The organism is Pseudomonas sp. HMSC067G02 (assembly GCF_001813485.1).
Classification (GTDB): Bacteria; Pseudomonadota; Gammaproteobacteria; order Pseudomonadales; family Pseudomonadaceae; genus Pseudomonas; species Pseudomonas aeruginosa.
Map to the genome: position 1 here is coordinate 36,534 of NZ_KV812652.1, position 12,218 is coordinate 48,751.

At 68.3% G+C, this 12,218-nt stretch carries 10 protein-coding genes; 3 read left to right on the forward strand and 7 right to left on the reverse strand.

Annotation, left to right across the window (positions count from 1 at the left end; all coding sequences use genetic code 11):
- Window positions 1-131: 131 nt before the first annotated feature.
- From HMPREF2914_RS09840 to HMPREF2914_RS09870, 7 genes are all read right to left on the reverse strand, one after another.
- On the reverse strand, window positions 132-398 hold the full coding sequence (locus tag HMPREF2914_RS09840) for a hypothetical protein (RefSeq protein ID WP_003089476.1): 267 nt from the start codon (window positions 396-398) through the stop codon (window positions 132-134).
- Between the two features lie 235 nt (window positions 399-633).
- Window positions 634-1,719, reverse strand: a complete 1,086-nt coding sequence (locus HMPREF2914_RS09845; protein ID WP_023091762.1) for a sigma-54 interaction domain-containing protein — start codon at window positions 1,717-1,719, stop codon at window positions 634-636.
- A gap of 109 nt (window positions 1,720-1,828) precedes the next feature.
- Complete coding sequence (gene tssA, locus HMPREF2914_RS09850; protein WP_023091761.1) at window positions 1,829-2,929, reverse strand: type VI secretion system protein TssA; 1,101 nt, start codon at window positions 2,927-2,929, stop codon at window positions 1,829-1,831.
- Window positions 2,926-6,741 (reverse strand): type VI secretion system membrane subunit TssM, encoded by a 3,816-nt coding sequence (locus HMPREF2914_RS09855; RefSeq protein WP_023091760.1) that lies wholly within the window; start codon window positions 6,739-6,741, stop codon window positions 2,926-2,928. Before HMPREF2914_RS09855 ends, tssA begins: the two co-directional genes overlap by 4 nt.
- Window positions 6,738-7,496 carry a DotU family type IV/VI secretion system protein gene (locus HMPREF2914_RS09860; protein ID WP_003131567.1) on the reverse strand — a complete coding sequence of 253 codons (759 nt, stop codon included), beginning with the start codon at window positions 7,494-7,496 and terminating at the stop codon, window positions 6,738-6,740. Before HMPREF2914_RS09860 ends, HMPREF2914_RS09855 begins: the two co-directional genes overlap by 4 nt.
- A gap of 17 nt (window positions 7,497-7,513) precedes the next feature.
- Window positions 7,514-8,845 carry a type VI secretion system baseplate subunit TssK gene (gene tssK, locus HMPREF2914_RS09865; protein ID WP_023091759.1) on the reverse strand — a complete coding sequence of 444 codons (1,332 nt, stop codon included), beginning with the start codon at window positions 8,843-8,845 and terminating at the stop codon, window positions 7,514-7,516.
- A gap of 59 nt (window positions 8,846-8,904) precedes the next feature.
- Window positions 8,905-9,381: a hypothetical protein gene (locus HMPREF2914_RS09870; protein WP_003089492.1), complete on the reverse strand. Its 477-nt coding sequence runs from the start codon at window positions 9,379-9,381 to the stop codon at window positions 8,905-8,907.
- Between the two features lie 207 nt (window positions 9,382-9,588).
- Here HMPREF2914_RS09870 and tssB point away from each other — a divergent pair, with 207 nt between their 5' ends.
- From tssB to HMPREF2914_RS09885, 3 genes are all read left to right on the forward strand, one after another.
- The gene (gene tssB, locus HMPREF2914_RS09875; RefSeq protein WP_003089493.1) at window positions 9,589-10,134 is read left to right on the forward strand and encodes a type VI secretion system contractile sheath small subunit; all 546 of its coding nucleotides are present in this window, start codon (window positions 9,589-9,591) and stop codon (window positions 10,132-10,134) included.
- Window positions 10,135-10,156: 22 nt separating this feature from the next.
- Window positions 10,157-11,641 carry a type VI secretion system contractile sheath large subunit gene (gene tssC / locus HMPREF2914_RS09880; RefSeq protein WP_003139317.1) on the forward strand — a complete coding sequence of 495 codons (1,485 nt, stop codon included), beginning with the start codon at window positions 10,157-10,159 and terminating at the stop codon, window positions 11,639-11,641.
- A 73-nt stretch (window positions 11,642-11,714) separates the two neighbouring features.
- Window positions 11,715-12,212 (forward strand): Hcp family type VI secretion system effector, encoded by a 498-nt coding sequence (locus HMPREF2914_RS09885; RefSeq protein ID WP_003089495.1) that lies wholly within the window; start codon window positions 11,715-11,717, stop codon window positions 12,210-12,212.
- The last annotated feature ends 6 nt before the right edge of the window (window positions 12,213-12,218 follow it).

The following is a 12,218-nucleotide window of genomic DNA, read 5'->3' on the forward strand; positions in this document are numbered from 1 at the left end:
GTGCAGTGCCCTGGAGCAAGGGCCGTACCAACGGGGAAATGTGCGTTTTCCGGGCAGTTGCGGCGGGTTTCCGGCCTCGGCCTGTCAGCCACGCAACAGCGCTGCTGTCCGACTGTTGCCCGGGCAACAGTTCAGTTCAGCTTGTAGGCCTGGAGCAGGAATATCTGGAATGCCCGCGCCGAATACTGGTCGCCCGGCGGCAGGACGAACGGCGGCAGGCGCCCCTTGCGGCGCTTGACGTCGGCCCAGCGCTGGCCATTGCGCGAATGGAACTGGCAGAACGGCTGGTCGCCCAGGTAGAACACCCCCGGCCGCGGCTCGCGGATGCGCGGCCAGCGGCGCAGGCAATCCAGCAGCGGGCCGAGGTCGGCGAGTTGTTCCGGCGAACAGTACGGCATGCAGCGATCCTCTTCGCCGGGTCGGGAAACCAAGGTTGCTGTGACTGGAGGACCGGGCGGACTCGGCGCGGCCGGGAAAGCGGCTACCGGGAGCGAGCGACACAGGCGAGCGGAGCGAGGCATGGCGACGTCCCTGGTCCGGCCAACGAGATTCACCGCTCCGTTGTAGAACAGCCGCCGTCCGGGTTCTTGCCGGTTTTGTGGGGGAATTGTGAAAGACTGTAAAGCACCACGCTCACTTGCCCACCAGCGAGACCACGTTGTGTCGTGGCGAGGTTTCCAGCTCGCCGATCTTCTCCAGGCGGGCGCGCACGATGTTGCGGCTGATCCCCAGCAGGCGTCCGGTCTGCAACTGGTTGCCGTGGCAGAAGCGATAGGCGGCGCGGAACACGGTTTCCTCAATGTGCTCGTAGAGATCCTCGCGGTTTTCCTCGAACAGTGCCTGCAGCGCCGCTTCCAGCGCCGAGCCGGCGGCGCTCTCGGGGGCGCGGCGCAAGCCGCTCGGCTCCTGGCGCGCACGCATGTCGATGAGGTGCAGGTCGGCCGGCTGGATCAGGCGGTTGCGGCAGACCAGCAGCGCGTGGTGGATGGCGTTCTCCAGCTCGCGGATATTGCCCGCCCAGGAATGCCCGAGCAGCTTGCGCTCGGCTTCCGGGCTCAGGCTCGCGCTGGTGTAGCCGAGGCGCCGGCAGTGCTCGGCGATGAAGTACTCGGCCAGCGGCAGGATATCGCCACGGCGCTCGCGCAACGGCGGCAGTTGGATGGTCGCCACGTGCAGGCGGTAGAACAGGTCCTCGCGGAAGTGTCCGGCGACCACCGCGTCGGCCAGGTCGACGTTGGTCGCCGCCACCAGCCGCACGTCGATGGGGATCGGCCGGCGCGAACCGAGCCGCACCACCTCGCGCTCCTGCAGCACGCGCAGCAGCTTGACCTGGATGCTCGGCGGCAGGTCGCCGATCTCGTCGAGGAACAAGGTGCCGCCGTTGGCCGCCTCGAACCAGCCGGCCTTGCACTGCAACGCACCGGTAAAGGCGCCCTTCTCGTGGCCGAACAGCTCGCTCTCCACCAGGCTCTCGGCGAAAGCACCGCAGTTGACCGCGACGAACGGGCCGCCGCTGCGTCCGCTGAGGGCATGGATATGGCGCGCCACCAGCTCCTTGCCGGTGCCGGTCTCGCCGATGACCAGCGCGTTGGCCTCGCTGGGCGCCAGGCGCTCGATGCGCTCCAGCAGCTCGCGGGAACGGGGGTCGTTGAACACCAGCACGGTGGCGCGCACCGATTTGGTCAGCTCGCGGGCGTGGGGATGGGTGATGACGGACATGCTGGGTTCCGAGCCGGGGAATGTGCGCCCATCTTGCCCCAGGAACCCATAGATTAAAAAATTCTGAATTCGTATTTATATATTCGAATAGAAGATATAGCCCCGCATCCTAGGGCAGCACGCCAAGCAGCGACCAGACCCGGCGCGCCTCCGAGTCCGCATTGATCAGCTCCGCCAGCAGCTCGCTCAGCGGCTTGTTGCCCCATTCCACCGCGCGCTTGATCAGGTAGGGAACCGGGCTGTGCGGCTCGGTGCGCGCCAGGTAGTCGGCGATCAGCAGCAGTTGCCGATAGGCGTCCTCGCGACTGGTCGGCGCGCCAGCCGGTCCGCTCGGCGCGCTCGCCGGGACGCTTTCCTCGCCGTCCGCGTCGCCTTCGGCGGCGTCCGCCTCCGCGACCGGTGGCTGTTCTTCGGGCAGCGGCGCATGCGGGTGCATGGCGATGAACTCCTTGAGCAAGGCCAGCCATTGCGCGATGACCTCGCGCAGCGGCTGGCAACTGGGGGCGAGTTCGCCCAGGCAGCGGTCGCACCACTGTTCCAGGCGTTGCAGCTGCTGCTGGCAGGCGAGCAGGCTGGCCTGCTTGCGCTGCCATTGCACCAGGGGCTCCGCGCGCAACGCTTCGTCGAGCTTCTTCTGCTGAAGTTGCGCCGCTTCCAGCGCCGCCTTGGCGCTCTTGCTGTCGCCGCTGGCGACCTGCTGGCGCTGCAACCTCTGCCAGGCATAGAGGGTGATCTCGGCGAAGGCGCCCTGCCCCATCAGCGGCAGGCGCGTGTGCAGCAGCTCGGCATAGCGGCGCAACAGCCAGTCGATGGGCGGCACCCGCCACGACTGGTCGCCGTCCTGGGCTTGCGGATGCACCTCCTCGGGGTAGCGCTCGCAGAGTTCCGCCAGCAGCACCAGCGCGCGCTGCAATCCGCCCAGCCCGCCGCGTTGCAGCCAGGCCTCGCCGAGCCAGGCGGCGAGCATCAGGTCCTTGCTGCGCCGCTGCAACAGTTCGCTGGCCAACTGCTCCACCGCGGCCCAGTCGGCGCGCTTGGCTTCCGCCTGCCAGACGCCGGTCGGCAGGCTGCTGTCGTCCTCCCGGCGCAACTCGCGCAGGCGGTCGTAGTCCGGGTCGTAGCGCAGGCTGGGGCCGCACGGCTGTTCCGCGGCGATGGGTTCGAGCAGCACTTCCAGGGACAGGGCGTTGCCGGAAAGAGGCAGGGTCATGGGATACCTCCGGTGCTGGCGACGGTGGCCGGCAACAGCGTCGCGAACGGCGATTGCGGCGCGCGCACCGGCAGCGGCTGGATGGACAGCGGGGTCTTGCCGCCCAGGCTCATCAACGACAGGCGGAGGAACATCCGCGCCTCGTTTTCCGGGCTGTAGGGTGCATACACCGGCAGTTGCAGGACCAGCGGAAACTCCGTGTAGTCGACGTTCGGCGGGCGCTGCCGGGAGAAGTGCGCACGCATCATGCGCAGCAGCGCCCAGGAGCCCTGGTAGCTCCAGCCGGCCTCGAGGTCGGCCACCGCCAGGCTGGCCTGGCGCGGGTCGTCTGCCGGGCGCTGCGAGCCGTTCTTCGCCCAGCGCAGCATGATCTTCAGCGGATCGCCGACGTTCCAGATCAGGCCCTTGTCCTGCGCGCCGGGGAACCGGCTTTCCTGGTCGCCCGAGTACAGGCTCCAGGCGATCACCTGGTCGGCGCCGCGTTCCAGGCTGCGGTCGCTGCGCCAGTCGATGTCCAGGGCGACGCCGAGCAGGCCCGACTTGTCGCGCTCGAACAGCGGGCCGAGCCAGCCCTGCGCCTGCTCCAGGCGGCGGACGAAGTCCTCGGCGGCCGGCAGGTCCGGCGAGCGAACCTGGGCCAGCCCTTCGCGCACCTGCGGCAAGCGCGTCTCCATCAGCTTCAGCAGGTGCCGCACCCGCCCCGGCTCGGCATCGGCCGCTTCCAGGCTGTAGGCGAAGGGGAAGCGTCCGGCGAGGTACTGGTTGAAGTAGTCGGCGAGGTCCTTCCAGGCCTGCGCCGCCTGCTGCTGTTGCAACGACTGGCAGCGCCCGAGCGCGCCCTGGCGCAGGTCCACCAGGCGCGTCGCCAGGTCGCTGCGACTGGACGGCAGGAGCACGCCGTTGAGAATGTCGGCGCAACTGCCGATGTCCATCTGGTTGAAATCGTTACCCACCAGCTTCGCCAGCTGCGCCGCGGTGCTCGCCGGGTTGTCGGCCTTGAATTTCTGCAGTTCGGCGTTGAGCGCGCTGAAGCGCACGAACGCGTTGTAGTCGGCGGTGGCCAGGCTGGACTGCTGCGCCTGCAGCCACTCCAGCGCCGGGGCGTGGCGCTCGGCGACCGCGGCCATGGCATTGAACTGGCTGGTCAGGCTCTGCTTCAGCTCGGCGCTGTCCTGGGCGCGGAACGCCTGCAGGCCGAAATTCGGCGCGCCCGACCAGCGACTGAAATCGACCGGCTCGCGCAGCACCGCCTGCTCGTCGATGTCGCGCAGGGCCTGGCCGATATCGGCCACGGCCAGCGCGTTGAGGCTGGCCAGCAGGCGCGCGCCGGCCTGCATGTCCTGCAACTCCAGCAGCGCCGCCTGCAATGCCTGGACCTGCTTGACCTGCACGTCGAAGCGCGAGGCATTGCGGCTGGTCAGGCTGCGACTGCGCGGCCCGAGGCTTTGCCACATGGCCTCGGTCGTCGCGCTGGCGGCGGCGTGCAGGACCGAGTAGCGATAGCGCGGGTTGAGCGACGGCAGGGTGCTCTCGTAGTAGCCGCTGAAGTCGTTGAAGAAGCTCAACGCCTGGGTCACGCCGATGTCGTCGATGCTCAGCAGGGAGTGCTCCGCCAGCGTCTTGCCGGCCAGGGCCACGGAGACGAAGTCCTTGGTCTTCAGGTCATCGATGGCGCGTTTCAGGCCGAGCAGGTCATCGGCCAGCTTGAGGGTCGCCCCCTGCTTCACCAGCAGGCCGTCGCCGGCAGCCTCCGGAGGTGCGATCCATTCGCTGCGGAACTGCTGCTGCAACTGCACCGTGAGGTTCTGCAGTTCCTCCACGCGGTCTCCCAGCAGGCTGCTTTGCTGGGCGCTCTTGAGCAGGTTCTGGTAGCCAGGGACGAGATCCTGGCCGACGCCATTGCCCCAGATCAGGTTGATGCGGTTGACCTGCTGCTGCAGGTGGTTGATCAATTCGCCGACCCCCAGCAACTGGGCCGCCGTGGCATCTCGTTCCTGGCCGAGCTGCGTGAGTTCCTGGGTCAGGGCATTGCCGGTGCGTTCCAGGCTGTCGGTGAGGAAGTAGGCGTTCAGCCAGCGTGCCATCAGGTCATGGAAGTTATCCGCCGCCGTGGCGCCGACCCGGCCCAGGTCGAGGGCGGCGAGATCGGCCGGACGCTCGGCGAACAGCGTGCGGTTGTAATAGGCCAGGCGCGCCAGGCTGCCGGCGTTGTAGCTGCTGCCCAAGGCATCGTTACTCAGTTGCAGAAGGTCGTCGAGCGGCGTCTTGCGGTTGTCGATGGCCTGGGCGAACAGGCGATTGTGGCGCTCCAGGGTGGTGGCGCGGGCGACCAGGTCCTTCGCCGCCAGGTAGTCCTTCCACTGGCTGGGGTCGTCGCCCTCCTTCAGGCCGGGCTGGCCGTCGCTGCGGATCGCCCGCAGGTCGCTCGCCTCGCCTTCCAGCAGGCTGCGCAGCGGGCGTACCAGCAGGCGCTCGGAAACGCGGCGATACGCGCTGTCGATGCGTGCGTCCAGGGAGGAAAACCAGGAACTGGGGAATGCCAGCGAGGTGAAGCGCCAGCGCGGCGCCTGTGCCACCAGTTGCCACCAGGCCTGGACGTTCTGCCGGACCTGGGCGGCGCGCCGGGTGTCGTCGTCGAGCGGCTGGTAGCGCTCGCTGGCGCCATGCAGCAGTTGCGACAGTTCGCCGGCGTCGCGCAGCGCGTCACGCCAGACCCAGGTCATCAGGCCGCCCCAGAGCAGGCACAGGCACAGCGCAGCGAGGCCGATACCGCGCTGCCAGCGCTGGCGCAGCTGGAGGATGCGCGGCACCGCCTGGGCCAGGCCTTCCTCGGCAAGGATCCGCCGTGCCCACAGTTGGCTGGCGAAGCTGCTGCGCCGACGCGGCGCGTCGACCGCCGGCAGGGCTTCGTCGCTTGCCGCCCCCGCCGCCTCGCTGCCGCTCAGGTAGAGACCGCGAAAGCGCGGCGCCTCGCCCCTGGCGTTGCCCTGGAAGACCGGTTCGAGCAGCGCCTGCAACGAACCGCGGAGGCTTTCCAGGCGTGGCGGCAGGCAATACAGGTCGTTGTTCACCTGGCCGCGCAAGGTACCGAGTTCGACGATCGACTCGGTCAGGGTGGCGGTGATTTCCTCCAGCGCCTGCTCGCACCAGCGCGACTGCCAGGCCGCCTCGGCGGCGAACGGCGAGGACCAGCCGAGGGCGCGCTCGCGCGCCTCCTCGGGCAGCGCCGCGAGAAGTTCCTGGAAACCCGGCAGGTCTTCCAGGCCAGTGATCACCACGTACACCGGCAGGCTCAGGCCAAGGCGCTGGGTCAGTTCCACGTAGCGACGACGGGCGGCGAGGCCGAGGTTGGCCGCCTGCTCGCCATCCTGCAGCCGCGCCAGCGGAATGTTCCAGACCACTCCGTCCAGCGCGCGCCTGCCGCGCAGGCGCAGGAACAGACGCAACAGGCGCAGCCAGGCGCCGCTTTGCCGGCGCAGGCCCTCGTCGGGCAGGAACACCGACTCGGGCACCAGCAGGATCGCCCCCTCGCCGTCCGACCACCAGCGCCCGAACCAGGCCGGGCGCGCCACCGGCAGCAGGCGCCAGGTGGCGCACAACTGCTCGCCCTCGGTCTCGTTGCCGAGCATCAGCAACCACGGCGCTTCGTAGCGGCCCTGCCAGCCCTGCTCGCGCTCCATCTGCCGGACCGCCGCGTAGAAGCTGCGGATCTCCGTACCACCGCGGGTTCGCCACCACCAGCCCAGCGCCCCCAGCAGCAGCACCACCAGCACCAGGAGGAGAACCAGCATGAACAGCGTCGCGCCGCTCATGGCGCCTGCTCCGCATCGGCCAGGTGGGTCACCGCCGCCATTTCATGCTGGATGTCGCGCCAGAACAGGTGCCCGATGCCGCTCATCAGCAGCACCAGGCCGAGCACCGCCAGGCCCAGGCGGAAACCGTCCGGCAGCGCCGCGCGCACCGGCAGGCGCCGTGGCGGCGCGGCGGCGGGCTGCTCAAGGCGACGGCCGAGGTCGGCGGCGTCCGCCTCGCGCTGCCAGGCGAAGGCGAACAGCGCCTGCCGCCACTTCTCGTGCAGCGCCTCGCCGCGCGGCCCGCGCAGGCGACCGCGGAAGCCGAGGATCAGGCATTGCAGGTAGACGTTGGCCAGGTCGCGACTGGCCGGGGCGCGTTCGTCGAGCAGGCGCTTGATCGCCAGCGGCAGGTATTCGCCCGCCTGGCGACTGCCGTAGAGATGCGACTCCAGCGGTTTTTCCTGCCAGGCGCCCTGCCCCGGCCAGGCGCTGAAGACCAGGGTCTCGTCGACCAGGGCGACGAAGGCATAGACCATCGCCTTGACCTGCACGCCCGCCGCGTCGCCGACGCTGGCGAAGGCGCTGCGCCACAGACGCCGGGTGATGCGGGTGGACAGTTCGAGGGCGCGCTCGACCATCCGTGGCACATCCTGGGCGTCGCGGTCGAGGGCGCCCCAGGCCTCCAGCCATTCCTGCCAGGCCTGGCGGAATGCCGTGCTGAGCGGCTGCTCCTGGTACGCCTGGGAAAAAGGCCCTGCACTCCCTTCGGGCATTGGCGGCTCCTTCCTGTCTAGGTGTTGTCGCTGCCGTCGGCGACGAACAGCACGATCTGCCAGGGACTGCTGGCGACCCCGCTGACCGGCGCGACGATGCGCAGCGGCTGGCCGGCATCGAACCAGTCGCCGGCGCCCTGCACGACGAACAAACGGGTATCGTCGCCAACGCTGTAGGCCACCTGTTCCTGGCGATTCATCGGCTGCCGCGCCAGCCCGCTCATGCGTTGCCGGGCGAGCAACGGCAGGTGCGGGTCGGAGGCGACGATGGCGCGCTCCAGCCAGTCAGCCGCCGCTTGTTCGCCGGCGCCGGCGGGCATCCGCAGGCCGACCACCAGGCGCTGACGCGGCGCCGGATCGGGCAGGCGCACGGAAAATACCTGTTCCTCCTGCTCGAACGGCAGGCAGCGGTAGCCCGCGCGGATCGACTCGATGGCGCGCTCCAGCCAGTCCAGCAGCGGCTCGTAGCCACGCCGCAGGTCGAGGAAGTCGAGCGCTTCGAAGGCCGGCACGCCGGCCAGCGGATCGAGCGCCGCCCAGGCCCCGGCCAGGCCCAGCAGGCTGCCGTGCAGGGCCAGCGGCGAGGCCGCGCGGCTTGCCAGCAGGCCTTCCACCTCCGGCAGGCGGGTCCAGAGCGCGGCGAGCTGGCGACGGACTTCCACCGCGTCGTCCTGGTTGCCCGCCTGCTGCGCCAGGCGCAGGCGCCCGCCGAGGAACAGCGCCTTCTCCCGGGCCCGCGCGCAGAGCGACTGCACGCGCCTGCCCAGGGGCGACTCCGGCAGCACCAATGGCGTCGGCGGGACGTAGGGCAGGCTGACATAGGCGCCGCCCTCCTTCGCCACGCGCAGCAACGGCAGGCACACGGAGTCGGCCTTGCCGTCGTCGCCGACCAGCCGCAGCGACGCTCGCCAGACGGTGATCGGCTCGGGGTGCTCGCCGCTGGCCAGGTCCGGCAGCGGCGCGCCGACCCGCGATTGCAGACGGCCCTTCAGCGGCAGCAACTGACCCGCCCGCCACAGCGGACTGACCGCCAGGTGGACGTTCAGCAGCGGCCCTTCGGCGGCCGCCAGCGCAGTCTCCAGGTCGAACTCCAGCGGTGCGTCGACACCAGCCTGCACGCTCACCGGCAGGCCGTCGGGCAGGATCGCTTCGAGGTGCAGGATCCGCACTTGGCCGGCGCACAACGCCGAGGGGTCCAGTTCCAGGGCGGTCACGCCCCAGAACCAAGGGTTGCAGGCCTGTCCGGTGCGCGCCGCCAGCGCCTCGGCACGCAATCCCTGCAACTGGAAATGCTGGGGAAGCAGTTGCATCCCTTCGTGCCAGCACACCGCGTCAGGCAGAACACTCATACGACTCCCCTTCGACGTCCTACGTTGTCGTGCACGACGGTCGCTCGCCTGCCCCTTCGCTAGGGCGCGGCGGGATCGTTGACCAGTCGCATTTCCCGGGTATCCAGACGCAGCCAGACGCGCTGCTGCTGGTCGAGGCGCAAGCGGTGCGCGCCGGGTGTGTTATAGCCGGCGAAGACCAAAAGTCCAGTTGCGCGGTCGCCGCGCAAGGGGAACGACTCCGACTCGATGAACTGCCCCGGGACCAGCTCCAGGCTCCATACCGCGAACTGCTGCCGGTAGTCGCGGCGGTACTGCTCGCGATTGGCGAACCACTGGCTGGCCGGCAGTCCGGCCAGCTCCTTGAACAGCTCCGCATCCTTCACCGCGACGAAGTCCACGGCGATCGGCGAGTCGTCGTTGGCGCGCGCGGCGACATCCAGGGTCAGCCGCTGCAACTCGACCCGCGGCGCGAAGAAATACGAGCAGCCGGCCAGCGCCAGGATCGCCAGCGCCAGGGAGAATTTCCGACATATGGTGAAACATCCGTGCTTCATGGGAGTCCAACGAAAATTTTATTTTGCAAATCCATAGACCTGTTCTAGCGTCTTTTGTAGTTCGTCGCCAGTGACGGACCAGAGGGATCGCCAAGGACAGGTTCTGCGCCGTTTTCCCTGTCATGCCTGTGATCCAGCAAGGGACTGCGATGATCAGGGCATCCCCCGATGCATTGCGCCCCCACCATTGCATCGGAGTCAGCCGCCATGGCCGAGAGTACGCAGCACAAGCTGGACCGGGTGCGCCCGCCGCGCGTGCAGATCACCTACGACGTCGAGATCGGCAACGCCATCGAGAAGAAGGAGCTGCCCCTGGTGGTCGGCATCCTCGCCGACCTCTCCGGCAAGCCGGATACCCCGCCGGCGAAGCTGGTCGAACGGCGTTTCGTCGACATCGACCGCGACAACTTCAACGAGATCCTCTCCTCCATCTCTCCCCGCGCCACCCTGCAGGTCGACAACACCATCAGCGGCGACGACAGCAAGCTGAACGTCGAGCTGCGCTTCAACCACATCGAGGACTTCGACCCGGTCAACCTGGTGAAGCAGGTGGTCCCGTTGCGTCGCCTGTTCGAAGCGCGCCAGCGCCTGCGCGACCTGCTGACCAAGCTCGACGGCAACGACGACCTCGACCAGTTGCTGCAGGACGTGGTGGCCAACACCGAAGGCCTGCAGGAAATCAAAGCGGCCCGCCCGGAAGCCGAAGCGGCCCCGGCCGGCGACAGCGAACCCCCGGCCGACCAGCCGGCCTGACCCTCTTCCCGGAGAAGCCGCCATGCCCAAGTCATCCGCCGCCGAACAATCCGGCGAGAGTTCGACCCAGACCCTGTCCCTGCTCGACGAGATCATCGCCAAGGGCCGCATGGCCCACGACGACAGCCAGCAGGACTATGCCCGCGACATGCTCGCGGAATTCGCCACCCAGGTCCTCGACGAGGGCATGGCCGTCGACAAGGACACCGTGGCGATGATCAACGACCGCATCAGCCAGATCGATGCGCTGATCAGCGACCAGCTCAACCAGATCATCCACCACCCCGAGTTGCAGAAGCTGGAAGCCTCCTGGCGCGGCCTGCACCAACTGGTGAGCAACACCGAGACCAGCGCGCGGCTCAAGCTGCGCCTGCTGAACGTCGGCAAGAACGAACTGCAGAACGACCTGGAGAAGGCGGTCGAGTTCGACCAGAGCGCACTGTTCAAGAAGATCTACGAAGAGGAATACGGCACCTTCGGCGGACAGCCCTTCAGCCTGCTGATCGGCGACTTCACCTTCGGTCGCCATCCGCAGGACATCGGCCTGCTGGAGAAGCTGTCGAACGTCGCCGCGGCTGCCCACGCGCCGTTCATCGCCGCCGCCAGCCCACGCCTGTTCGACATGAACAGCTTCACCGAACTGGCCGTGCCGCGCGACCTGACCAAGATCTTCGAGAGCCTGGAGCTGATCAAGTGGCGCGCCTTCCGCGAGAGCGAGGACTCGCGCTACGTGTCGCTGGTGCTGCCGAACTTCCTCCTGCGCCTGCCCTACGGCCCGGAGACGCGCCCGGTGGAAGGCATGAACTATGTCGAGGACGTCAACGGCACCGACCACTCCAAGTACCTCTGGGGCAACGCCGCCTGGGTCCTGGCGCAGCGCATCACCGAGGCCTTCGCCAAGTACGGCTGGTGCGCGGCGATCCGCGGCGCGGAAGGCGGCGGCGCGGTCGAGGGCCTGCCGGCGCACACGTTCCGCACCAGCTCCGGCGACCTGTCGCTGAAGTGCCCGACCGAGGTGGCGATCACCGACCGCCGCGAGAAGGAACTCAACGATCTCGGCTTCATTTCCCTGTGCCACAAGAAGAACAGCGACGTGGCGGTGTTCTTCGGCGGCCAGACCACCAACAAGGCCAGGCTCTACAACACCAACGAGGCCAACGCCAACGCGCGCCTGTCGGCGATGCTGCCGTACGTGCTGGCGGCATCGCGCTTCGCCCACTACCTGAAGGTGATCATGCGCGACAAGGTCGGCAGCTTCATGACCCGCGACAACGTGCAGACCTACCTGAACAACTGGATCGCCGACTACGTGCTGATCAACGACAACGCACCGCAGGAAATCAAGGCGCAGTACCCGCTGCGCGAGGCGCGGGTGGATGTCAGCGAGGTGGCCGGCAAACCGGGGGCCTACCGCGCCACGGTGTTCCTCCGGCCGCACTTCCAGCTCGAGGAACTCAGCGCGTCGATCCGCCTGGTCGCCAACCTGCCGCCGCCGGTAGCGGCGTGAGTCCGCCCCCGCCGGCAGCGCCGGCGGGGCGCCCTTCCCGTTCCAGACAGCCCCTCTCCAGGAGTCAGATGCGATGGATGCGATCATTCTCGATTTCGGCAGCGACATCAAAGGCGACAGCCTGCTCGTCGGCTACGAAAACAAGATCGAAATCATGTCCTACAGCCACAACGTGGCGATGCAGGTCACCAACGACGTCAGCAACTCGGAGCGCACCTCCGGCAAACCCCACGTCGGCGAATTCACCCTCACCAAGTTCATCGACACCTCGACCCCGACCCTCAACGAATACTGCTGCGCCGGCAAGCCGATCGCCGAGGCGACCATCACCATCGGCCGCAACGCCGCCGAGGGCAACGGGCAGATCATGCCCTTCATCGTCTACACCCTGAACAACGTGGTGCTCTCCAACGTCAGCGTCAGCGGCGGCGCCGGCGGCAAGCCGGTGGAGACCCTGTCGCTGAACTTCACCAAGATCAAGTGGGAGCTGACCGCGCAGAAGGACGACGGCACCAAGGAAGGCACGGCCGCCTCGACCTGGGACCTGGCCGCCAACCAGTTGGTCAAGTGACCGGGC

Coding starts and splice junctions, on each gene's coding strand:
- HMPREF2914_RS09870 (WP_003089492.1), bottom strand. CDS start 9,381: ATGAAGCACGGATGTTTCACCATATGTCGGAAATTCTCCCTGGCGCTG.
- HMPREF2914_RS09855 (WP_023091760.1), bottom strand. CDS start 6,741: ATGAGCGGCGCGACGCTGTTCATGCTGGTTCTCCTCCTGGTGCTGGTG.
- tssC (WP_003139317.1), top strand. CDS start 10,157: ATGCCCAAGTCATCCGCCGCCGAACAATCCGGCGAGAGTTCGACCCAG.
- tssK (WP_023091759.1), bottom strand. CDS start 8,845: ATGAGTGTTCTGCCTGACGCGGTGTGCTGGCACGAAGGGATGCAACTG.
- HMPREF2914_RS09860 (WP_003131567.1), bottom strand. CDS start 7,496: ATGCCCGAAGGGAGTGCAGGGCCTTTTTCCCAGGCGTACCAGGAGCAG.
- HMPREF2914_RS09840 (WP_003089476.1), bottom strand. CDS start 398: ATGCCGTACTGTTCGCCGGAACAACTCGCCGACCTCGGCCCGCTGCTG.
- tssA (WP_023091761.1), bottom strand. CDS start 2,929: ATGACCCTGCCTCTTTCCGGCAACGCCCTGTCCCTGGAAGTGCTGCTC.
- tssB (WP_003089493.1), top strand. CDS start 9,589: ATGGCCGAGAGTACGCAGCACAAGCTGGACCGGGTGCGCCCGCCGCGC.
- HMPREF2914_RS09845 (WP_023091762.1), bottom strand. CDS start 1,719: ATGTCCGTCATCACCCATCCCCACGCCCGCGAGCTGACCAAATCGGTG.
- HMPREF2914_RS09885 (WP_003089495.1), top strand. CDS start 11,715: ATGGATGCGATCATTCTCGATTTCGGCAGCGACATCAAAGGCGACAGC.